Genomic DNA, 22,911 nt, shown 5'->3' with positions numbered 1-22,911 from the left:
AGATGAATAAGAAAAGGCTATTATTCAGAACTCCATTAGATGCTTTATTTTTATTGTTCGGCACTGCTTTAAGTGCCTGTTCATCAACTGCCACCAATGTTATTTCTAGTTTAAGTAGTGCGCAAAAATACTTTGATGCTCACAAAAGTGAACTAATCAAAAAGAATGTAATTAATCTTTTAAAAGAAGGTTACAGTACTGATTCAAAAGCTACAGTTAATTCACTTTTTGCTGGTTGAAAGTACACCTTAATGGATCAAAAAATACTGGAAAGAAATCTAGATGCTAGTCGCTTTACAAAAGCATTTGGTACTAACAAAGGCAAAGATGATGTCATTCCAAGTATTAGTGAGAAAGGTTTATTTTTAGATGAAACTTACAGTGGTGTAAGTCAACAAATAGTTAAAGTACTTGGAGTGCAAAGCCAAAAAGTAACTGGATTTTCTTACAGCTGATCTAGCACCACTAACTTTAAAGTAGTTATATCTTTTATGATGCAAGGCATTGTTGGCAGTGGTGAAGAAAGTAATTCTTTAATTAAATCTTTCTTGAGCTCTGGAAATAATGGCAATGTTACTGAAAATGATTTTAATAATGGAAATGCAAACTTTGATGGCACATTCATATTCACTTTTACTCCGCCTACAGATGGAAGAAGATTTGCATTTAGTAACTTTGATCCAATCACTGGAACAATTAATTTCCCTGCTAATCTTCAAATTGATGCAAGCACAACTCATGAAAAACTCAATATCCTAATGCAAAACAACGAACATGTTAAAAAAATTAAAAGTCGTTCGTTTACTGGTAAATCATTTGATCTATTGCCCTTCTATTTTTATGCCTTACTCTAAAAATATGAAAAAGAAAATTTGAAATAAGACAAGCTTAGGCGCTTTATTTATGTTGTTTGGAACAGCTTTAACTGCTTGTTCTAATTCTGGTTTTGAAGCAAATCTTACTAGCTTGAATCAATTAAGAACCAGTGCAAGTAAAAATACTAATTTAACCCAAAATAAAGCTGATTTAGTTACAGCCTTAAAATCAGCTTTTGAAAATAATCCAGAAGGCACTACTAGGGTTTTATTAGACGCTTGAAAGTTTACGCTTTTAGACGCTCAAATTTTAGAAAAACAAGATTTTTCCAAATTTAGTAAATCTTTTGGTTCTGGCAGAAGCATTGAAGATGTAGAGCCTAGTGCTGGAGTAAGGGGTTTACGCTTGGTGGAAAGATACACACAAGACACTGCCAATATAATTAATAACGTAATTAAACTGGACAAACAAAAAGTAGAAGCTTTTAGCATTCAATACAAAGATCCTAAAAACTTTAGAGTTCAAGTAAAAATTAATGCTAAAGGTAATTACAAAAAGGATACTGTAAAAACTTATTTAAGTCAAGTAGGTTTATCAGATGGTGATCTAAATGATACAGGTACATTAGAAGCTGAAATAATTTACACCTATATGCCACCTGCTGCCAGTTTCTTTTCTGCAAGTAAATTTGACAAACTAACAAGAGCCATCAACTTTAATACCAATTTACGAATACAAATTATAGGCAAAGATAGTGTGATGACTAAATTATTGCAACAAAGTAGTTTTGTAAAGCAACTAGCTGATCAAAAATTTCAAGACCAATCGATAAATCTCTTGCCTTACGTGCTTTACTCCATACTCTAATGAAACTTAAACTTTATTTAATTCCTCTTTTAGCTTCCGGCATTATTTTAAGTGCATGTTCTTCCACTACCAGCCAGGTTATATCGAGTTTAAGTAGCGCTCAAAAATACTTTGAAGCAAATAAAGGTGAGTTGAATAAAAATAACGTTATCAACATTCTGAAAGATGGCTATAACTCTGATCCTAACAAAACAGTTAACGCCTTACTAGCAGGCTGGAAGTACACCTTAATGGATCAAAAATTGTTGGAAAATAATTTAGATCCATCTCGTTTTAAAAATACTTTTGGCCCGAATAAAAATAAAGATGACGTTACTCCGAATATTAGCGAGAAAGGTTTATTTTTAAATGAAACTTTTACTGGTTTAGGAAGTCAAATTGCTGAAGTGTTTAATGTACAAAAACAAATTGTTAGTGGTTTTTCTTACAGCTGAACCAGCCCTAAAAGTTTTAAAGTAAACATCCACATAAAGATGGAAGGGATGATTAATGAAAAGAGTAAGGAAACAATTAAGTCTTTTTTGAGTAACAAAGATTCAAATGGAAGTAATAGCGTAGAAGAAAGTGAATATACTGGAGATAAAGCTAAATTCACTGCAGACTTTATCTTTTCCTATACTCCACCAACTGGAGGTACTAGATCTTTAACCGATAAATCATTTGATGTTATCACCAATATGATCAATTTCCCTGCTGATGTAAAGATTGATGTGAACACTTCGCATAATAAACTAAATGAACTGCTTGAGAAAAACGATCAAGTTAAGCGAATGAAAAGTCGTACATTTAATGGAAGAAATATTGACTTGCTACCCTTCTTTTACTATGCTCTACTTTAAAGATGAATAAGAAAAGACTATTACCCAAAGCTTCATTAGGTGCTTTATTCATGTTGTTCGGAACAGCTTTAACTGCTTGTTCTAATTCTGATTTTCAAACTAATTTAACAAGTTTGAATCAATTGAGGGAAGGCGTTAATCAAAATACCAGTCTAACCCAAGACAAGAAAGCTTTTGTGGAGTCACTGCAAAAAGCATTTGAAAATAATCCTGAAGGAACTACCAAAGTTTTATTAGACGCTTGGAAATTTACCTTATTAGATTCCAAAATTTTGGAGAGCAAAGACCCTTCTAGATTTGTCAAAGCTTTTGGCTCTGGAAAAAGTAATGAAGATGTTGAGCCTAATGCTAGTGTTAAAGGTTTAAGACTTGATAAACGATTTGAACCAAGCACTGCTAATATTATCAACAATGTTATTTCGCTAAATGAGCAAAAAGTAGAAGCATTTAATATCCAATACAAAAGTCGAACTAGTTTTAAAGTTCAAGTAAAACTTAATGCTCAAGGAAAATACCAAAAAAGTCAAGTTCAATCTTATCTACAACAAATTGGTTTAAATGATGGTGATTTGAAACAAGAAAGTGGCACTCTTTCTGCAGATCTTATTTTTACCTATACTGTACCTGAATCAAATCTTTTCTCTAGAAAGAACTTCGTACTTTAATGAAGAAAATTAATTTCAATACCACCTTAAAAATAGATATGGTTGGTAAAGACGAAATCATGAAAAAGATTCTTCAAAGTACTACCTTTACTAATAATTTGTCCAGTCAAACTTTCCAAGACCAATCAATTGATCTTTTACCTTACTTGCTTTATTCCATTCTCTAATGAAACTTAAACTGTTATTAATTCCTTTATTAGGATCTAGTTTATTGCTGAGCGCTTGTTCCTCTGCAACTAGCCAGGTTATATCGAGTTTAAGTAGCGCGCAAAAATACTTTGAAGCAAATAAAGGTGAATTGAACAAAAAGAACGTTATCAACATTCTGAAAGATGGCTATAACTCTGATCCTAACAAAACAGTTAACGCTCTTTTAGCAGGTTGAAAGTACACCTTAATGGATCAAAAGCTTTTAGAAAGAAATTTAGATGCTTCACGCTTTGCTAGCGCTTTTGGTTCTACTAGCAAGAAGGACGATATTACCCCTAACATTAGTGAAAAAAGTTTATTTTTAGCAGACACTTTTCCTGGTATTAGTTCAGAAATCGCTAAAGTATTTAAAGTTGAAAAGCAAACAGTTAGTGGTTTTTCTTACAGTTGAAACAGTCCAAAAAAGTTTCAGGTAAATATTCAAATCAAAATGGATGGAAAGATTGATGAATCAAGCAAAGCATTGATTAAATCATTCTTAGAGGGTAATAGTTCGGGAGGTAAAGGTAGCAATGGTAAAAACAGTATTGATGAAAGTGAATACACTGGTGAAAAAGCCAAATTCACTGGTAACTTTATTTTTACCTATACCCCACCAACTGGAGGTGCTAGAAACTTCTCTGATAAATCCTTTGATGTACCAACTAGTTCGATTAACTTTCCCGCTAATGTCAAGATTGATGTAACAACTTCTCACACAAAGCTGAATGAATTATTAGAAAGCAACGAACAGGTCAAAAAGATGAAAAGTCGTCAATTAACAGGTAAGTTATTTAATTTATTACCGTTTTTTTACTACGCTCTGCTTTAATTCTTTTAGTCCTTTTACAGTATTTGCGGTAATTTTTACAATTGTTTAATTACTGCATGTTAGGGAGTATGGCGCTTAAATTAAGGAAGTGAATTTGAGCTAGTATCCCTAGTTTAGCGCTTATTTTAAGCAGTTGTTCTGCTCTAGTTGCCAGCGTTGAACTTAAATCTTTATCAGAACTGCAAAACCTAGCAGATCGCAACACAGAACTAACGAAAAATAAACGTACCTTAATTACAACTTTACGCGAAAGTTACGGCTTAAATCCTAAAGGTACCTTAAACCTCTTGTTTGAAGGTTGAAGGTACACTTTGCTTTCACAGAGAATATTAGAACGTTGGCAAACTGAAGTAGGCCGCTTTGCTAAATCCTTCGGCAACGGTAGTAACCAAAACAGTGTTCAACCCAATGCTACGCTTAAGGGTTTAAAGTTAAGTGAACGTTCAACAACTGAGATTCAATTATTAGCTGAACAAGCCATCACTGTTAGCAAGCAAGAAGTGAAGGAGTTTACCTACAAAGTTGAATCGAATAAGCAATTTGAGGCTACGGTTAAGATTAAGGCAGATTTAAAAATTGATCCAACCAAGGCGATGAGCCATATAGAGAATATTTTTAAGGATGATGAAACTAAGAAAAAAGATGCTCAAAATTCTTTAACCATGAGTATGGGTCAAAATGAAGCTCTAGAAGCCACTTTTACATATAGTCCAGCTACTCAAGGCATCTTTGGCCGCGCTTCATTTGACCGTTTTACCAGTAACATCAAACTTAACACAAAGTTAAGAATTCAAGTTTCTAGTACGAGTGATCTAATGAAGAAGTTATTGGAGAATAGCTTAACCAGCAGTCTCAAAGACCAGAGCTTTGATAACGAAGGTGTTAACCTTTTCCCTTACACCTTATTTGCTTTGCTTTAAGATAGTGTTGGGAACAATTTGCCCAATAAGTTATCGCGAATACTGATTAAAGACTTAGCTTCTTCTTTGTATTCTTCAAGAGTTTTATCTAACAAGTAAATAATCTTACCGGCTTTTCTTTGGAGTGCAAACGATTTAACGAAAGGAACCTTAATTTCACCGGCTAGTTTTAAGGAAATAAACGGTGATTCATCACGTTTAAAGCGTTCCTTTAGATCCTTTTGCATGTATTTTAGAGCACAGTAAAAGAACGGCACATAGGTTTCATTAGGTTTTAATGCTTCCATGGCAATACCACCAGTACCATTAAACCAAGGAATAGTATGGTAGCGAATGTTTCCGATGGAGTAACCGTTAGCAATCATTGAAAGAGTATCACCTTTGGTGTTGGGTTCATTGACAAAGCTAGTGCTTTCAATACCAGCACCATAATAAGGGAATTTGCCATCCTCAAAGCGCTCATCAGCCTTTAAGTATTTACCACTCTTTAAGTGAAACACTTCACCTAAACTAATTTCACCCATTTGTTCATGGAGTTCATGTAGGTTTCAGTGTGTTAAGAAGTCTGGATCTAAGGTAAATAATTTGTGGGCATACTCGTCTCTGAGCTTACGGTTTACTTCAATTAATTCATTGAGGTGTTCGATGCGAAGGTCAAACACACTTAAAGCATGTGCAATAGTTCGTTGATCCTGAATGCTTTTAACAAGCGGAATAGGTAAATCCTTTAAATCACTTAGGCGAATGTTTTTAATGGTAGTTCCGCTAGCTAAACTGGTAATTTTTTCCTCTTGTGATTTAAGTGCATAATAAGCAAACTTGAGGTCAATTTCCAGGGGATCTAAAACAGTTAGGGTACAGCTACTCTGGCCACAGAAGTAATCCTTATCGGCTAATCTGACATAACCACAAGAACCGCCTATGATAATGCTAATGGTGTTCTTAAAGGTATTGAACTCATTGGTGCGTCCAGAGGCTTTAATACCACCGTTAAAGTATTCGTATTTACCATCGGGCGCCAATAGCTCTTTTTCGAGCATTTCACCCTTCTTGAGTTCAAATAAGCTGCCAAGGGTTTTCTTAGTTCAATTACTGTTAGTGTTAAGCTTTAATTTAGGAGTCATTTCCTTTAAATTCTAAAAACTAACTTACAGCACTGAAATAAGTGTTTGGTTCCATAAGCAATCTTTGGTTAGAAGAGATTCCCGCAATTACGTGGTAAATAAAGAAAAAACTAATTAAAAAAGAGCTGGAATCAAACCGGTCTAAGATACCACCGTGTTTACCCAATAACTTCGAAAAATCCTTAATTTTTGTGAGTCTTTTAATGTAACTAAAGAATAAATCACCACCTATGGCAAAAATGGAAGCAGTAAATATCAGTGCTAATGTGCTAACTCACCAGTAGATGTAAAAGGTACTACCACCGGAAATGAAGGAGATGAGAAAGACATTGGTAATAAGGTTATGCACATCATAGTTTTGTGGTGTTTGTAGTGCTGTCTTACTTGCATCCTTTATGCTAGGTTGTCTTACATAGTTAGGGATCGAGTACAAAACACAAATAATAGAAATGGTTAAAACTGTACCAGTAACCCCAAAGAAAGCACCTTCCCAAGTTTTTGAGGGAGAAATTTTAATGAGGGGATTTTTTCCAAAACGTTTACCAAACAGATAAGCAAAGGTATCAGTGCAAACGCCAATAGCAATTAAGAGAAAAATGGTAGTCCATCCCCTAATTACGGAAAAGTAAATTGTACCTATGCAAGCGATGAAACAGATCACTGCACCTAGGCTATAAATCACTTGCAATGATGGTCGGATCTTTATGAAGGAAGTGCTAATCATGTACACTGCCCATAAAAAGACAATCATGCCAGCCAACGAGGCAGTTCAAATTCAGTTAACGGTCGCATTTCATTCACGGAAATAGATTACGAAAAAGGTTGGAATCATCCCACCTGAAACCATAATTCCACTAAGTAGTGATAAGGATAAGTTGAGCTTTTCATAGTTTTTAAAGATACTGTTAGACAACTCCCAATTCATTAAAACGGCAATAACGCTAATAAATAAAACTATCACTAAGCCAAAAGCAAAACGGACTGCCTTAAAGTCAGGATGCAACTCATGGCTGACAATACTAGTGGTTTCTATATTACCGTCACTTTTAATGTGAATTACGCGTGAATTGAAATCAGTTGACCAAGGCGATCAAAAGTTAAAGCCGTCAGCAAAGGCTGAAAACATTAAAAAAAAACAAAAGACAATGAGCAAAACAACGAACACTGTCGATCGTTTTTTAGCGAAGGAATTATCTTTCAGATCCATTAGACCACTAATAGTTCTTTTTCTTTTTGTTTTTGAATAGTTTCTAACTGTGCAATATACTGCTTGTTAACTTTTTCTACTTCTTCTTTTAAGAATTCTTCAAAGTCTTCGTCTTTATGATCATCCTTCTTAATCATTTGAAGGGTATCACGTCGCACACTGCGCAACTCTTGGTGGATTTGTTCCACTACTTTTTTAGCTTGCTTAATGCTTTCCAAACGACTTTCTTGGGTCATTGGGGGAAAGTTAATGCGAATTTTATCTCCGTCAATCACTGGTTGTACACCTAAGTTAGCACGTTGAATTTCGCTGTAGATGGCATTAATATTGTTTTTAACGTCAAACGGCTTGATCACAATTTCCCGCGGTGGATTTACCGCAATTTGTGCTAATGCTACCATTGGCATTCTGTCACCATAGCTTTCCACAAGGATATTATCAAACAGTTTTGGATTAGGTCTACCAGTACGGATTTTGCTCAATTCTTCTTTGAGTCATTGGAACTTTTTATCAGCGGTTTCTTTAAAGAAGTTCAGGTATTTTTCTGGACTCATCACTTTATTCAGGCGTTAAATTATTTTAATGGAAAGCGGTTGCGGAAATTCAACGACAATGTAAAACACGGACTAATTATTTACTTTGCCCTAGTTTAAATAATGGATGAAAAGCATCAGTTAGACCCCTTTCAAACTTCTTCGTTCCGTCTCGACCATTAGTTGTTGCATGACAAATTTCATGCACTAAGGTATTCAATAAACTGTATTCATCTTTCAATATTTCTCTTGAGAGTTTGATAATTTTTTGATCGGTGTAACAAAGCCCGACATATTTGTGATTCTTTTCCATTAGAACAAACTGATATTCTTCATAAAGTTTTTCCCATCCTCTTATAAAACCACATAATTCTCTGGCCTTTTCCATCGCTCAATCCCAACCTTCTCTTTCAATTGGATTTAAATCTTCTATTGGCAAATCTTCTTCCTCAAATCGTTTTCGTGGCTTTTGTTCTTTAACTTTGATTTTCTCAGCCTCTTCTTCAATTCTTTGTTGTTTTAACTTTTCACTTACATGCATCAGTGTTTGCTTTTTTAAACGATCATCGTTTTCCATGCTTCTGTATTGCAAGGAATTTAACGCCAAAATTTCATATTTTTTGGTATCCATTCCATAAAGTTAATAAATTAGTTTTTCTATGTTTTTACTACTGCTATCGGCTCACAAAATATTTCTGTTTGTGTTTAAACCAATTAGTTTTTTGACATCAATAAAACTCCACTCGCCATTGTCATATTGGTCACGTGAATCTATTAATTCATCAATAAGTGTTTGTGTTCTATTGTTAATGTTGGACTTAAGAATGGTGATGATGTTTTCACGATAACAATCTCTTGGTAAATTTTTATTTTCCCGGTTAAGGGAACGCTGTAACTTTTTGTTAGGTTCTTTAATGTGATAGGAAAAGAGAAAGTCTTCATCGGTTGCAATTTTCATCCCGTTGAGAAAAATTTCTGCGCCGTTACCTGATGTATTACGGTAAACATCGCCTTTGGGTGAAGCAGCTAATAATTGCAAATCTTCCCGTAGAGCTAAGAAATTAACAATAGCTTTGTCATAGTCATCTTTTTTCAATCCTTCAATTGTGATTAAGGTACCCGCTTTTTCAATTTGTTCAGCTGGATCAACTTCCATTTGAATTGTTTTGATGCTACCTTCCAGTTCAGTTTTACTCCGTTCTACAGGAATAAAAGTACCTTGCTGACTTGTAAAACTCACTTTGATATTAGTGCGAAATAAAACAGCAATTGCATCCTTTAAAACAGTGCCAAACTTACCAATAGTTTTTTCACTTTGAACCTTTTCCTTACTTTCGTTTTGGATAAAGTGTTCGATTTTAATGCCGCGACCAAAGTCTTGAATTATTAATGTTGAGCTTGAATTGTTTTCGTTAAATTCAATTTTAGGGAATTGGGTTTCGGTTAAATGTGCTCATCAATGGCGTTAGCGATCAGTTCGCGAACAGCATCAGCTATCTCCCAATTGGTAAGAATATTTTGAATGTTTAAATCGAGATAAAACATAATCTGGGAATTTTAACAATTTGCCCAATTGGATTAAAAGAAGGGCAATACTTTGGTTGAAAAACTTTAATAAGGCCATGATGATTTTTTGAACAAGCTTCTACTTGAGGTCAAAAACGTTTGGCAAAAAAGTTTTAGCTAGACATTTATAGAAAAGAAAACCATTTTATTCTGGTTTCAATTTCATAACTGGATAAAATGCACTGGTTAATCCTTGTTCAAATCTTTTTGATACATCAGGACTAAAGCTAGTTGCATGACAAATTTCGTGCATGATAGTGTTGAACAAGTGAGAGCGTTCATTAAGAATTTTTCTAACTATTTGAATTCTTCCATTGCTATGTAATCCTTCAGCATTAGGATGTTTTTTAATGATCGAAAATTCATAGTGTTTGTATAAATTTTTCCAATTACTTCAAACCCTGGTAAGTTCTTTGACCTTAGCCATTACCCAATTCCAGTTGTCTTTTTCGATCTCAGTTAATTTGTGGAATGGCACCTCTTCCGTTTGGAATTCATTGACAAATCTATCACCAAAATCGTTGAGGGTATAGCTTTTAAATTCGGCATCATTTTCCATACTTTGATATTGTGATGAACCAATCGAAATAATTTCATAACCTTCCTCTTGTGCTCATGTTTGATAAGCAGGTGCTGCAATGTCACTGCTTTCATTGGATGTTCACAAAATCTTTCGGTTAGTGTTTTGCATTACTAACTTTTTGACATCAATAAAACTCCATTCACCAGTTTCAAACTGATCGCGGTTGTCAATTAATTGGTTAATTAAAGTTTGGGTATTTTTATTAATGCTGGACTTCAAAATGGAAATGATATTGTCACGGTAGCTATCACGGGAAAGTGTTTTACGCTCCCGGTTTAAGGATTTTTGCAATTTCTTATTGGGTTCTTTAATGTCATAAGAAAACAAGAAGTTTTCATCGGTTCCGATTTTCATCCCGTTAAGAAAGATCTCTGAACCATTTTCACTGCGATAAATATCACCCTTTTTGGAAGAAGCCAGTTTTTGATAGCCAGTTCTTAATTCCAAAAAAATAGCAATGGCTTTTTCGTAATCACTTCTACTAATCTTGCTAATGAGGATGTCAGTGCCCTTGTCAATCTTCTTGGTTTCATCCACCGTTATTTGAATTGTTTTGGTGCCGTCTTTCATACCTTCCTTCATTCGCTCAACAGGGGTAAAAGTGCCTTCACTACTGGTAAAGCTAACTTTGACATTATGACGGAAAAGAACAGCTATGGCATCTTTGAGACCAATGCCAAACTTACCAATAGTTTTTTCACTTTGAACCTTTTCCCTACTTTCGTTTTGGATAAAGTGATTGGACTTAATACCCCTACCATAATCTTTAATCACTAAAGAAGAGTTTAGAAAGCCTTTTTGCAATTCAATTACGGGGAAAGCGGTGTTGCTTAAGCGGTGTTCATCAATCGCATTGGCAATCAATTCACGGATCGCATCAGCAATTTCTCAATCAGCTAAGATGCTTTTAATATTGAGGTCTAAGTAGCGCATAGAAAGTTATTTTGAAAATGGCTAATAAAAAAGCTGGAAAGCTGCAGGAGATTAAACAGCGATCCAGCTTTTAATTATGTTATTAATCTAAAAAACAGTTGCTTATTTTTCTATTAAGGTGTATTTACCTTGTTTGCTCAATGCCTTAATGATGGCATGCTCGGCATTGATGTTAAATATGATCACCTTTAAGTTATTTTCCTTACACATTGTAAAGGCGGTAATGTCCATGATTTGCAGGTCATTCTTAATCGCTTCAGCGTAAGTTAAGCTAGCTAAAAACTTAGCATGCTTATCCTTTTTAGGATCCGCAGTGTAAACCCCATCAACACCATTCTTGCCAATTAGAATAATATCGGCTTGCATTTGGGTAGCACGCAACGCCACAGCGGTATCAGTCGAAAAGTACGGGTTACCAGTACCGCCCGCAAAAATGACAATGTCATGGTTTTTAAAGGCATCATCAATCGTGGCCTGGGACACAATGTGGGTCGCTAAACTAGGACAGCTCACTGCACTCAACAGGGTGCTGTTAAGTTTATGACTATCAAACTTAGCCTTTAAAAAAGCGCCGTTAATAACCGTGGCCATAATGCCCAAGTGGTGCCCTGCTATTTCGGTAATGTTGTAGTCACTACAAGACTTACCGCGCATAATGTTGCCCCCACCAATCACAATGCCTATTTGGTAGTTGGGTACTAGTTGTTTTAGTTGAGCGATGACAGTTTCTAAAAATTGGTTGGAAAACGGTTCGGAACTATCAGCGCTCATGCCAGCACCGCTTAGTTTGATTAGGATCTTTAGGCGCATCTTATTTTTTCATTTGCGCACTTACTTCACTAGCGAAGTCAACTGCTTCTTTGACAATGCCTTCACCAACTTCAAAGCGCACAAAATGGATTACTTTACTGTTCTTTTCCTTTAAGAATTGACCAACTGTTTTGGATTCATCGACCAAGTACTTTTGGTTTACCAGACAAATGTCAATTAAGAGTTTGTTCACGCGTCCAGCAATAGTTTTGTCTAAGAACGCTGCTTTCTTCGGATTGTCTTGGACTTCTAGTTTGGCTTGGGACTTAATGATGCTGGTTTCGTTAGCTAACCATGTTTGATCCACATTGTCCTGATCAATGAACTGCGGTGAGTTAGCGGCAATGTGCATTGCTAAGTGTTTACCATCTTGTTCATCAAACTTGCCTTCCACTTCCAAGATTACGCCAATCCGTTTGTTAGCGTGGAGGTAGCTAAAGATGTGGTTAGTTTTGCTTTCAAACACCATTAAGCGGCGCAACACAATCTTTTCATCAGTTTTGGAAGCGACTAAAGCCAAACGTTCTGCTACCTTTTCTTTGCCTTGGAGTTCGTACTGGGTTACTTCTTCAATAGTAGTGGTAGGGGTAGCCTTTTTAAAGACTTCACTAATCATTAATTGCGCAAAGTCCGTTAACTCTTGACTACGCGCTACAAAGTCCGTTTGAGAATTAATTTCCACCATCACTGCCTTGTGGTGATCACTGTGTAACACAATGCAACCATCAGCGGCTACTTTGCCTAATTTCTTAGCAGATTTAACAATTCCGTTTTCTCTCAATCACTTAATGGCCTTTTCGAGATCATCGTTATTTTGTTCCAAAGCCTTTTTACAGTCCATCATGCTCGCTTGTGTTGTTTTACGTAGTTCTTTTATGAGCTCTATTTTTGTTGCCATTAATGTAATCGATTTTTGTACCTAATAAATATTAAATTTAAGCCTGTTAGCAATTGGCAAAATGATGAAAAAGGAGGACTTGGAATATGCAAGATAAAAACGTCAAAATTCAGGGCAATCTGGTACGGGTACACCTTTCGGGATCGTTTCTGAAGTTCCAGGCAATTTACAAGGTGAAAAAGCTGTACTTACAGCTGTTAATTCTCTCCGTGATTGCCTTCTTTTGGGGCTTGTTAGGGGTTGTGTTTGTCCAGTTTTCTGGATTATATGACATTGGCATTGCTTCCATTAGTCAGGGCTTAGCACGGTTAGCGGATTATTTAATTAGGTCGAACAAGGTCAGTGTGGATGCTGACACCATTTACAACGTCATCTTCTGGTTGAGTCAAATTCTGATTAACATTCCCTTATTTGTTTTGGGTTGGTACAAGATTTCCAAAAAGTTTACCTTGTTAACCCTTTACTTTGTGGTAGTCTCCAACGTTTTTGGGTTTGCCTTCTCTTACATTCCGGGCGTGGAAAACTTCTTCTTGTTTGCTAATTTAACTGAACTTACTAAGGCCAACGGTGGCTTAGAACAAGCGATTAACAACCAAGGGGTGCAACTGATCTTTTGGGAACAAACCGCTGAAAAGCAAATTTCGTTAATGTTCTATGCGCTGATCTGGGGTTTTCTTCAAGCTGTGTTTTACTCAGTTATCCTAATTATTGATGCATCGAGTGGTGGGTTGGACTTTTTGGCCTTCTGGTATTCGGAAAAGAAACACAAGGACATTGGTGGTATTTTGTTTATTGTTAACACCCTTAGTTTCTTGATCGGTTACACCATTGGCACTTACCTTACCGGTAGCTTACTAGCACAAGGCTTTCAAGGAGATAGACAAAAACCGTTTGGAGTGGCTTTTTTCTTGTCCCCTAACTTAGTGTTTACGATCTTCATGAACATTATCTTAGGGATCTTTACCTCCTACTTCTTTCCTAAATACCAGTTTGTCAAAGTGGAAGTGTATGGTAAACACATGGAACAAATGCGCAACTACTTGTTGAGCAGTAACCAGTCCTTTGCGGTCACTATGTTCGAAGTGGAAGGGGGGTATTCGCGCCAAAAGAACCAGGTGTTAGTTACAAACTGTTTGTTTACGAAAACGGCCGAACTTTTAGAAGCTGTTAGACGAGTCGATCCGGATGCTCTGTTCTCAATTACCTTCATTAAAAAGTTGGATGGTTATATCTATGAAAGAAAAGCACCTGATAAAGTAGTCCCACCAGTAAAAGACCCAGTTAAAGCCCAGGAAAATTAATCAGGTATTTCCCGCTGGGGTTAATCAATAAAACTTATAAAATCTTTAACGTATGCGTACGAAATACCTAATTGGTAACTGAAAGACAAATAAGGATTTACACCAAGCGTTGGCCTTTGTGGAGCAATTTAAACAGCACCCTGCTAAAACTAAGGCGGTTTTGGGTATTGCCCCAGTCCACGTCCACTTAACCGAGGTAAACAAAGTCTTGCCTAATAACCTCTTACTGTTAGCCCAAGACGCTAACTTTATTGCTAGTGGTTCTTACACTGGTACGGTGAGCTATACCCAACTGCAAGACATTAAGGTCAACAGTGTCATTATTGGTCACTCGGAACGGCGAAAGTACTTTAACGAAACAGCGCAAGTTATTAATCAAAAACTAAAAGCCTGTTTACAAGCTGGAATGTTAGTCGTGCTCTGTATTGGTGAAACGGAAGGTCAACCAATTAGTTTTCTCAAAGAAGACTTAACCCAAGTCTTGCAAGGCATTGACCTAAGCTTACTCAAACAGTTAGTGATTGCTTACGAACCAATTTGAGCAATTGGTACGGGTAAAACCGCTACACCGGAAATTGCTAATAACACAATTGCCCAAATTCGCGTGTACCTTAGTGAACTGTACAACAAGGAAATTGCCCAACAAACCTCGATTCTCTATGGTGGTTCGGTTGCTAAGGACAACATTAAGGAGTTAGCACAAACCGAGCAAATTGATGGCTTTTTAGTGGGCAAGGCATCTTTGGATGTCAACGACTTTTTAGTAATGGCACAAGTATATGCATAAGAAGGTCTTACTAGCCATTTTGGATGGTTATGGTATTAGTAATAAGCAACACGGTAATGCGGTGTACCATGCTAAAACTCCAGCTTTAGACAGTTTGATTAAGGATTATCCCTGTGTCATGTTAGAAGCTTCGGGGGAAGCCGTTGGTCTACCACAAGGACAAATCGGTAACTCGGAAGTGGGTCACCTCAATATTGGGGCTGGTCGAATTGTTTACACTGGTTTATCGTTAATTAACCAAAACATTAAAACCGGGGCCTTTCACCACAACCAGGTGTTACTAGAGGCGATTGCTAGGGCCAAGGCTAACAATGCTAAGTTGCACTTAATTGGTCTGTTTTCCCATGGCGGGGTACACAGTCACATGGACCATTTGTATGCCTTGATTAAACTAGCAGCACCGCAGGTCAAAATGGTGCTCCACCTCTTTGGTGATGGGCGGGATGTAGCACCTTGCACGATGAAGAGTGACCTTGAAGCCTTCATGGTGTTCTTAAAGGATTACCACAATGTCATCATTGGTACCTTAGGTGGGCGTTACTATGGTATGGATCGTGACCAGCGCTGGGACAGAGAAGAGATTGCTTATAATGCCATTTTGGGTAACAGTAAGGCTAGCTTTACTGATCCGGTAGCTTATGTTCAAAGTGCCTATGACCAAAAGGTAACCGATGAGTTTTTGTACCCGGCTGTCAATGGTAATGTAGATAAAGAGCAGTTTGCGCTCAAAGATCATGACAGTGTGATCTTCTTTAACTTCCGTCCTGATCGTGCGCGGCAAATGTCACACATGCTCTTTCAAACAGATTACTATGACTACACCCCTAAAGCAGGACGAAAGCACAACCTCTTCTTTGTCACGATGATGAACTATGAGGGGATTAAACCAAGTGCCGTGGTCTTTCCGCCCGAAACTATTCCCAATACTTTTGGGGAAGTCATTGCGCACAATAAGTTAAAGCAACTGCGAATTGCAGAAACGGAAAAGTACGCCCATGTAACCTTCTTCTTTGATGGTGGAGTGGAAGTGGATCTACCCAATGAAACTAAGTGCATGGTACCTTCGTTAAAGGTGGCTACGTATGACTTAGCACCGGAAATGGCATGTAAGGGGATAACTGATCAATTACTAAATCAAATTAACCAGTTCGATTTGACGGTGTTGAACTTTGCCAACCCTGATATGGTAGGTCATACTGGTAACTATGCCGCTTGTGTGCAGGGCTTAGAGGCCTTGGATGTGCAAATACAGCGCATTATTGATTTCTGCAAGGCTAACCACATTACCCTGTTCTTAACTGCTGACCATGGTAACGCGGAAGAGATGATTGACAGCAACAATAACCCAGTTACCAAACACACTGTCAACAAGGTGCCGTTTGTATGTACTGATACAAACATTGACTTACAACAAGACAGTGCTAGTCTAGCCAATATTGCCCCAACCATTTTGGCTTACTTAGGGCTCAAACAGCCCGCAGAAATGACCGCAAACTCCCTTTTAATAAGTAAAAAGTAAACAAATGAAAAAACTATCTGGTATCGGTGTATCTGATGGCATGGCCCTAGCCAAAGCCTTCCTTGTTAAAACACCGGAATTCGCTGTTAACAAATACCTCAAGCACCAATTAACGAAGGCGCAGGCCAAAAGACTCTTGGACTCAGCTTTCAAAAAAGCCGTTAAGGACTTAGAGGAAATTAAGGAAATTACCGTTAACAACATTAACACTGAAGCGGGCATGATCTTTGATGCGCACATTCAAATACTCAACGATCCCACGATCACCGAGCAACTAGAACAACAGTTAGCGCAAAATGTTCATCCTGTTATAGCCGTGGACACTGTCTTTAGCCAAACGGCTACCATGTTTAGCCAAATGCAGGACAAGTATTTCCAGGAACGTGCTGCAGACATTTTGGACTTGCGCCAACGCTTATTAGCTTATTTAACCGGACAAAAACCACATGACCTGGTCAAGATTAAGAGTGATGTCATTATTGTGGCCCATGACTTAACGCCGAGTCAAACTGCTACCCTTAACAAAAAATACGTCAAGGGTTTTTTAACCGAAATAGGTGGTCGTACCAGTCACGCTGCCATTATGGCGCGTTCACTGGAAATTCCCGCAGTGGTGGGCATTAAGGGCATTACTACTAAGGTCAAAGACGGTCAAATAGTTGGGGTTGATGGGCGCAAAGGAATAGCTGGCTTAGACCTAAACTCCAAGGACACTACCGAGTGGAAGAAACAAAAAGCGTTGGAAGAAAAATACCAACAAGAACTCAAGCAGTACACCAACAAGGAAACCGTGACTTTAGATGGTCATGCGGTTGTGGTGGCTGCTAACATTGGTAATGTGAAAGACATGGAATTGGCATGTCAGTACAATACCAACGGGGTTGGTTTATTCCGCACTGAGTTCCTCTACATGAACAGTCAAGAATGACCCGATGAAGAAACGCAGTACCAGGCTTACAAAGCAGTGTTAGAACAAGCGCACGGTGATTTAGTGATTATCCGCACCCTAGACATTGGTGGGGACAAGAAGCTTAATTACTATGAGTTTCCTCACGAAGATAACCCCTTCTTGGGCTACCGCGCTTTGCGTTTAACCTTAGACAAACAGGACATCTTTAAAACACAATTGCGGGCTTTACTACGTGCTGCTGATCACGGTCAGTTGGGCATTATGTTCCCGATGGTCGCTACCTTGGATGAACTGTTGCAAGCCAAGCAACTGTTAAACCAGGTGCACCAGGAGTTGGGTGGCAATAAACAGTTTAAGCTCGGGATTATGATCGAAATCCCCGCTGCTGTTTTAGCGGCTAACACCTTAAGTCACCACGTGGATTTCTTCTCCATTGGTACCAATGACCTGATCCAGTACAGCTTTGCGGCTGACCGGATGAATAAGAATGTTAGTTATCTCTACCAACCTTTAAACCCAGCTTTATTAAAACTCATTTACCTCACCATTGAAGGGGGTAAAGTGAATGATATTTGAACGGGAATGTGTGGTGAGATGGCCGGTGAACCGTTAGCGATTCCCCTACTTTTAGGTTTGGGTCTCAAAGAGTTTTCCATGAGTGCTAGTTCCATGTTTAAGGCGCGGATGATTATCGCTAAGCTCAATTACACAGAGTGTCAGACATTAGCACAAAAAGCATTAACCTTAGCGAACGCCAAGGAGGTGGAAAAGCTAGTGGAAAAATTCTTCAAGAAGAAGGATATCTTCATCTAGTAACCATACCGTTTAGTCAATACCTTAATGTGATCCTTAAAGATTGAAATTAGGTAGCGCACTCTACGGGTCGTTAGGTTGAGTTTTTTAGCAATCTCTAAATTTTTGTAACCCTTTACATAAAGCGCAAACACCTGACGTTCATCCTCATTCTTGGCTTTCTTAAACGCTAAGTGCACCATTTCACGGAATTCTACACTTCTTAAATAGTTTTCAGGAGTGTAAGAGACTGTGTTTTGTTCCTCGAGTGTTTTCATGTCCTTAAAGTCAATTCAGTCATCAACCTTATTCATTAAGCTACGGTAACTCGACTTAATGAAGTTAGCACCATTTAACTTCAAGTAGGTCTCAAAGCTCAAACCGTATTTGGGGTCATAGCGCTTCTTGGAGTCATGCTCGGCGTGGAGCGCAATTGACACAATTTCATCTTCAGACAGTCCTAGGTGTCTCCAGGACTTTCAGTAAATCTTAGCTGCTAGTAATCCTAGCTTTGTATTAAAAATTTGTAGTTTCATACGGGAAAATTATCCCGGAATGAACAACGGATCAATTTCTCAAATTTACTCTTTTTTTAGGGCAAATTTTGCATAAAAAAATACCTGAAAGACTCAGGTATTTTTTCAGCATTTTTCGCTCGTTTTTTACCCAATTAATGCACTAAAGTTACATTAACGTTAATCTTGAGTTGACTCACACCTTGGAGCGTATTGTGCGCTGGGCAGCGTTTGGAAACAAAGTCAATGAACTCCTTGATTTCCGTTTCACTGTTAGGGGAGTGGATTTCCCAGTGCAGGTTAATTTCCCTTAAACCAAAATAACCATCGGTGGGGTTGGTTGAGCGTGAACCAGTGACATTCATCAACAGTTTATTGATGGTAATCATTTTAGCTGGTGCCATCAAGTTAGCGGTTGCCAATTCACAAGCAGCTAAACCAGAGAGCAGAGCAGCTAAAGGACCAAAACCCTTAGCGGTGTGCTTGGGACGGGCATCGAGTGTAATTTGAAACTGATCACTGATGGCAGTCATGGAGCTGTCTTCGTTTAAAACAGCAGTGATGTCGTACTTTTTGTCCATATTTACTATATGGATTTAAGTTTAATTTAACTCTAGCGCGCCACTAAGAGAGGCGGTTGTGTTTCTTTAAGGTGCGCAGTGTTCTGGTAGAAACTAAGATTCTGGTGGTCTTGCCATCAGCAGTTTTGACCTTGCATGGTTGGAGGTTAACATTCCACTTTCTGCGCGTAATAGTCTTGGAGTGGGAACGATTGTTGCCATACAAAGGCCCTCTTAAAGTAAGTTGGTCTTTTTTTGCCATATCAAATAATTGTAACAAAGCTTACATATTGCTTTGTCAATCACTGTCATGCAATTTGTTCTTTTGCATGTCCCGCTCAGGTTGACGCATCCGGCTTTTAAACAAATCCCCCGCTAAAGGTACGCGTTTAAAGGTGCCATTGGAACGAGGATTGACGTAAATCTTTTGCACTGACTGTAAGGAAAGTTTCCCCTTCTTGGGTTGGGTTTTGCACTTCAAGGGAATTAACCTTAAGCGCATGGGGCGGAGAGGGCTAATGCGCTTGTCGTTAACTTGTTCTAATAACTTTAAAAATGCTTGCTTTTCGTGTGAGGTACAGAAGGTAATACATGAGCCCTTGTGGTTGTTCCGTCCTGTGCGACCCATCCGGTGCAAATAAGTTTCAAAGTTTACACAAGCGGAATAGTTGACTACCATGTCCACCCCTTCCACATGGATACCACGACCGATTAGATCAGTTGTTACTAATACTATAGGAGCAGTTGTGTTAGCAAACAGCTTTAAGTTGCGTTCGCGAATGAACTGCGCTTTGTCCCCGTGAAGTGGATAAGTTTTGACATCATTCTTGCGCAAGAAGATGCACAGCTCATCAACTAACTTCTTGGTGTCACAAAAAACAATAATCGACTTCGCTCTAGTTTGCGATACCAAAGAATAGAGGGCTTGTTTCTTCCGGTTAGAAAAAAGATAACAAACAAATTGATCAATGAGTTTGTTATCTGGTTCAGGGGCATTTTGTTTTAATTCTGGTGCTGCTAGGAAAATACCATTCTTGGTAATTTGTTTAGCTGTTTCAATTGTCTCTTCATTGTAACTAGCAGAATAAACCGCAATTTGTTCAAACTTTTCAATGCGACCTAACAGATCAAACAGTTTTCTCTTAAAACCACGGTCGAGCATTAGGTCAACCTCGTCAATAATGAGGTGTTCTAGGTGTTCAAACTTAATTACACCCCGTTCTAACAGGTCCATCACCCGCCCCATAGTGCCCACAACTATTTCTGGTTGGTTTTCTAGTTGTTTGAGTTGTTGTCAAATGGGGATGCCACCAATTAAGCTCACTACCTTTAAATGGGTGTGTTTAGCAAAGTTAATAAAGGTGGTTTTAATCTGTTCGGCCAGTTCACGGGTAGGTGCAACTACCAATGTTTGGGTCGTACCTTTACTTGGTTTTTTAAGGAGTGTTTCAATGACCGGAATGGCAAAAACAGCGGTTTTACCAGTGCCGGTGGGGGAGTGGACAATCAGGTTTTGATGTTGGAGAAACTGGGGAATAGCCAGTTGTTGAATCGTAGTTGGTTGGTTAATGTTGTTATCTTTGAGTGTGGCAATTAAGGCAGGAGAGACGCCTAGTTCATTAAAAGTTGAGTCCATAGATGACTTTGATAGTTATTAGTAATTAATTAGTTAACAGCCCACTTAAGGTGGTTGTTTTGGTTTATTTATTATAAGTTTGGGGGCTGATTTTGTGGGGTTCACCCCTTGACTGGGCTAATTTCTTATTTTGTTATAATTCAACAAGTATTAATTCATGCAAATTGATAAAAACGGGATCATTAAATCCGCACAACTCCACGACAAGGACGTGGGTAGTATTCAGGTACAAGTGTCCCTTTTAACGAGCCAAATTAAACAGCTCACCGACCACTTACTAGCTAACAAGAAGGACTTTATTTCCAAACGTGGTTTGTACGCGAAAGTATCAAAGCGCAAGCGCTTGTTGAAGTACTTAAAGCACAACGATTTAGAGGCTTACAGAAATTTAGTTAAAACCTTAAATCTCCGGGGTTAGTTTCATGGCTAAAATTAACTTCTTTGCCTTCGGTGGTCAGGACGAGAGGGGCAAGAATTGTTTTGTTCTCGAAATCAATAACGATGTTTTTATTTTTAACGTTGGTAGTTTGACACCAACAACCGCTGTTTTAGGGGTCAAAAAGATCATCCCTGACTTTAGTTGGATCCAGGAAAACCAGGCCCGCATTAAGGGCATCTTTATCGGTAATCCAGTAACGGAAAACATTGGTTCGCTGGAGTTCTTATTCCACACCGTTGGTTTCTTTCCGATTTACACCAGTACGATTGGCGCTGTGGTTATTAAAACTAAGATCCACGAAAACAAGCTCAATATTCCCCATGACGAGTTGGAAATCCACGAGCTTAAACCGTTAGAAACGGTCAAGATCGGGCACCATAACATTACGCCCTTTAAGGTATCGAGTTCGATTCCTTCCTCGTTTGGCTTTGCGCTCCACACTGATGATGGGTACATTGTCTATGTCGATGACTTCATTGTGCTCAATGATAAGAACATCGCCTTTGAAAACCAACTCAATCAGATTATTCCCCAAGTAGCGAACAAGACCCTTTTGTTAATTACTGGAGTTGGTCTAGTGGGACGTAACACTGGTTTTACAACCCCTAAGCACAAATCCTTGGAACAACTCAACCGCATTATTGCCTCCGCTAAGGGTCGGGTATTTGCTGCTTGTTATGATTCCAACGCTTACAGTGTGATGACCTTGGCCCAAATTGCACGGATGCAAAACCGCCCCTTTGTCATCTACTCCCATTCATTTGTCCACCTCTTCAACGCGATTGTGCGCCAAAAGCTGTTTAACAACACCCACTTAAACACTATTTCGATTGAAGAGATTAACAACTCCACAAACGCCATTGTTGTTTTAACCGCGCCACCAGATAAGTTGTATGCCAAGCTGTTTAAGATTGGTACTAATGAGGATGAACGGGTACGGTATCGCAAGACCGATAGCTTTATCTTCATGATTCCCCGCATAGCTGGGTATGAAGAGTTGGAAGCACAAATCTTGGACGATGTCGCGCGTAATGAGGTGAGTTACTACAACTTGGGTCGGGAAATCTTGTCGATCAATGCATCGGATGAAGACATGAAGTTTTTAGTAACTTCCTTAAAACCTAAGTACATTATTCCCACATCCGGTCTGTACCGTGACTTCATTAACTTTACCATGGTAATGAAGCAAGCTGGTGTGGAACAAAGTCAGGTCTTAATTCCCTTTAATGGTGAAGTCCTAGCCATTAACCACAAGCAAATTGACAACAAAAAACGGGAATTAAAGCTCAACCCTAAGTGTGTTGACTCCGCTGGTTTGCAGGAAATAGGGGCCAGCATCATGTTTGAGCGTGATCAGATGTCTGAAGCGGGTGTGGTTACCATCATCATCTACTATGACTCCAAGAAGAGTGAGTTCCTAAACGAAATTACCTATTCCTTTTTAGGAGTTAGCCTAGATAGTAACAATCAGGTTAAACTCAAGACCAAAATGGAAGAGTTAATTCGCAAACAAATTAACGACATTAAGGACTTTACGACAATTAAGCGACGTTTAGGCAAAGACACATCGAAGGAACTCAAGGTTTCTATTAAACGAGCTGTCATGAATTTATTTACCAAAATGACTGCTAAAGCACCACTAATCCTGTCAACTATTATTTCTATTTAGT

General features: G+C 38.3%; 23 protein-coding genes and 1 pseudogene. 12 read left to right on the top strand and 12 right to left on the bottom strand.

Annotated elements, in window-relative coordinates; all coding sequences use genetic code 4:
* Positions 1-2: 2 nt before the first annotated feature.
* The 6 genes and pseudogenes from F539_RS03635 to F539_RS03610 all read left to right on the top strand — a co-directional run bounded on the left by F539_RS03635 (position 3) and on the right by F539_RS03610 (position 5,128).
* Positions 3-854 (top strand): lipoprotein, encoded by an 852-nt coding sequence (locus F539_RS03635; RefSeq protein ID WP_014325657.1) that lies wholly within the window; start codon positions 3-5, stop codon positions 852-854.
* A gap of 4 nt (positions 855-858) precedes the next feature.
* Positions 859-1,683, top strand: a complete 825-nt coding sequence (locus F539_RS03630) for a lipoprotein (RefSeq protein WP_015344929.1) — start codon at positions 859-861, stop codon at positions 1,681-1,683.
* Positions 1,683-2,522: a lipoprotein gene (locus F539_RS03625; protein WP_010874999.1), complete on the top strand. Its 840-nt coding sequence runs from the start codon at positions 1,683-1,685 to the stop codon at positions 2,520-2,522. The genes F539_RS03630 and F539_RS03625 overlap by 1 nt, the downstream gene beginning before the upstream one ends.
* 2 nt (positions 2,523-2,524) lie before the next feature.
* A pseudogene (locus F539_RS03620) lies at positions 2,525-3,354 on the top strand (lipoprotein).
* A complete protein-coding gene (locus tag F539_RS03615) occupies positions 3,354-4,208 on the top strand; it encodes a lipoprotein (protein ID WP_014575041.1) in 855 nt (284 codons plus the stop codon). Before F539_RS03620 ends, F539_RS03615 begins: the two are co-directional and overlap by 1 nt.
* A 68-nt stretch (positions 4,209-4,276) precedes the next feature.
* Positions 4,277-5,128 (top strand): lipoprotein, encoded by an 852-nt coding sequence (locus F539_RS03610; RefSeq protein WP_014575040.1) that lies wholly within the window; start codon positions 4,277-4,279, stop codon positions 5,126-5,128.
* Here F539_RS03610 and F539_RS03605 read toward each other — a convergent pair.
* The 8 genes from F539_RS03605 to tsf all read right to left on the bottom strand — a co-directional run bounded on the left by F539_RS03605 (position 5,125) and on the right by tsf (position 12,782).
* Complete coding sequence (locus F539_RS03605; RefSeq protein WP_014325652.1) at positions 5,125-6,252, bottom strand: restriction endonuclease subunit S; 1,128 nt, start codon at positions 6,250-6,252, stop codon at positions 5,125-5,127. The two genes, F539_RS03610 and F539_RS03605, sit on opposite strands and share 4 nt — an antisense overlap.
* Positions 6,253-6,271: 19 nt before the next feature.
* Positions 6,272-7,459 carry a phosphatidate cytidylyltransferase gene (locus F539_RS03600; protein ID WP_014325651.1) on the bottom strand — a complete coding sequence of 396 codons (1,188 nt, stop codon included), beginning with the start codon at positions 7,457-7,459 and terminating at the stop codon, positions 6,272-6,274.
* Positions 7,459-8,013: a ribosome recycling factor gene (gene frr, locus F539_RS03595; protein ID WP_014325650.1), complete on the bottom strand. Its 555-nt coding sequence runs from the start codon at positions 8,011-8,013 to the stop codon at positions 7,459-7,461. The genes F539_RS03600 and frr overlap by 1 nt, the downstream gene beginning before the upstream one ends.
* 76 nt (positions 8,014-8,089) lie before the next feature.
* On the bottom strand, positions 8,090-8,623 hold the full coding sequence (locus tag F539_RS03590; protein WP_014575038.1) for a SprT-like domain-containing protein: 534 nt from the start codon (positions 8,621-8,623) through the stop codon (positions 8,090-8,092).
* 9 nt (positions 8,624-8,632) lie between these two features.
* Positions 8,633-9,232 (bottom strand): hypothetical protein, encoded by a 600-nt coding sequence (locus F539_RS03585; RefSeq protein WP_017532712.1) that lies wholly within the window; start codon positions 9,230-9,232, stop codon positions 8,633-8,635.
* Between the two features lie 471 nt (positions 9,233-9,703).
* A complete protein-coding gene (locus F539_RS03580) occupies positions 9,704-11,074 on the bottom strand; it encodes an ATP-binding protein (protein WP_014325647.1) in 1,371 nt (456 codons plus the stop codon).
* Positions 11,075-11,176: 102 nt separating this feature from the next.
* Positions 11,177-11,905 carry a UMP kinase gene (gene pyrH / locus F539_RS03575; protein ID WP_017532960.1) on the bottom strand — a complete coding sequence of 243 codons (729 nt, stop codon included), beginning with the start codon at positions 11,903-11,905 and terminating at the stop codon, positions 11,177-11,179.
* On the bottom strand, positions 11,886-12,782 hold the full coding sequence (gene tsf, locus F539_RS03570) for a translation elongation factor Ts (RefSeq protein WP_010874988.1): 897 nt from the start codon (positions 12,780-12,782) through the stop codon (positions 11,886-11,888). The genes pyrH and tsf overlap by 20 nt, the downstream gene beginning before the upstream one ends.
* Positions 12,783-12,868: 86 nt before the next feature.
* On the opposite strand from tsf, the gene F539_RS03565 reads away from it, so the two are divergent.
* Genes F539_RS03565 through ptsP form a run of 4 tightly spaced genes read left to right on the top strand, consistent with a single transcriptional unit; the run spans position 12,869 to position 18,112 of the window.
* Complete coding sequence (locus F539_RS03565; RefSeq protein ID WP_014325645.1) at positions 12,869-14,083, top strand: YitT family protein; 1,215 nt, start codon at positions 12,869-12,871, stop codon at positions 14,081-14,083.
* Positions 14,084-14,135: 52 nt separating this feature from the next.
* Entirely contained in the window at positions 14,136-14,870 is a 735-nt protein-coding gene (tpiA, locus tag F539_RS03560) for a triose-phosphate isomerase (RefSeq protein WP_010874986.1), read from the top strand.
* Positions 14,863-16,389 carry a 2,3-bisphosphoglycerate-independent phosphoglycerate mutase gene (gpmI, locus tag F539_RS03555; protein WP_014325644.1) on the top strand — a complete coding sequence of 509 codons (1,527 nt, stop codon included), beginning with the start codon at positions 14,863-14,865 and terminating at the stop codon, positions 16,387-16,389. The genes tpiA and gpmI overlap by 8 nt, the downstream gene beginning before the upstream one ends.
* A 4-nt stretch (positions 16,390-16,393) precedes the next feature.
* Positions 16,394-18,112: a phosphoenolpyruvate--protein phosphotransferase gene (ptsP, locus tag F539_RS03550; protein WP_014325643.1), complete on the top strand. Its 1,719-nt coding sequence runs from the start codon at positions 16,394-16,396 to the stop codon at positions 18,110-18,112.
* On the opposite strand, the gene F539_RS03545 is transcribed toward ptsP, so the two are convergent.
* The 4 genes from F539_RS03545 to F539_RS03530 all read right to left on the bottom strand — a co-directional run bounded on the left by F539_RS03545 (position 18,109) and on the right by F539_RS03530 (position 20,802).
* Entirely contained in the window at positions 18,109-18,627 is a 519-nt protein-coding gene (locus tag F539_RS03545; RefSeq protein WP_014325642.1) for a sigma-70 family RNA polymerase sigma factor, read from the bottom strand. The genes ptsP and F539_RS03545 overlap by 4 nt on opposite strands.
* A 134-nt stretch (positions 18,628-18,761) precedes the next feature.
* Positions 18,762-19,187 (bottom strand): hydroperoxide reductase, encoded by a 426-nt coding sequence (locus F539_RS03540; RefSeq protein ID WP_010874982.1) that lies wholly within the window; start codon positions 19,185-19,187, stop codon positions 18,762-18,764.
* Between the two features lie 43 nt (positions 19,188-19,230).
* On the bottom strand, positions 19,231-19,428 hold the full coding sequence (rpmB, locus tag F539_RS03535) for a 50S ribosomal protein L28 (protein ID WP_010874981.1): 198 nt from the start codon (positions 19,426-19,428) through the stop codon (positions 19,231-19,233).
* 21 nt (positions 19,429-19,449) lie between these two features.
* Positions 19,450-20,802, bottom strand: a complete 1,353-nt coding sequence (locus tag F539_RS03530) for a DEAD/DEAH box helicase (RefSeq protein ID WP_014325641.1) — start codon at positions 20,800-20,802, stop codon at positions 19,450-19,452.
* 157 nt (positions 20,803-20,959) lie between these two features.
* Here F539_RS03530 and rpsO point away from each other — a divergent pair, with 157 nt between their 5' ends.
* Together rpsO and F539_RS03520 are read left to right on the top strand one after the other, a co-directional pair.
* On the top strand, positions 20,960-21,220 hold the full coding sequence (gene rpsO / locus F539_RS03525) for a 30S ribosomal protein S15 (protein WP_010874979.1): 261 nt from the start codon (positions 20,960-20,962) through the stop codon (positions 21,218-21,220).
* Positions 21,221-21,224: 4 nt separating this feature from the next.
* Entirely contained in the window at positions 21,225-22,910 is a 1,686-nt protein-coding gene (locus tag F539_RS03520; protein WP_010874978.1) for an RNase J family beta-CASP ribonuclease, read from the top strand.
* Position 22,911 lies beyond the last annotated feature (1 nt).

The organism is Mycoplasmoides pneumoniae FH, from assembly GCF_001272835.1.
Taxonomy (GTDB): Bacteria; Bacillota_I; Bacilli_A; order Mycoplasmatales; family Mycoplasmoidaceae; genus Mycoplasmoides; species Mycoplasmoides pneumoniae.
This window is presented reverse-complemented; position numbering and strand designations above follow the sequence as displayed.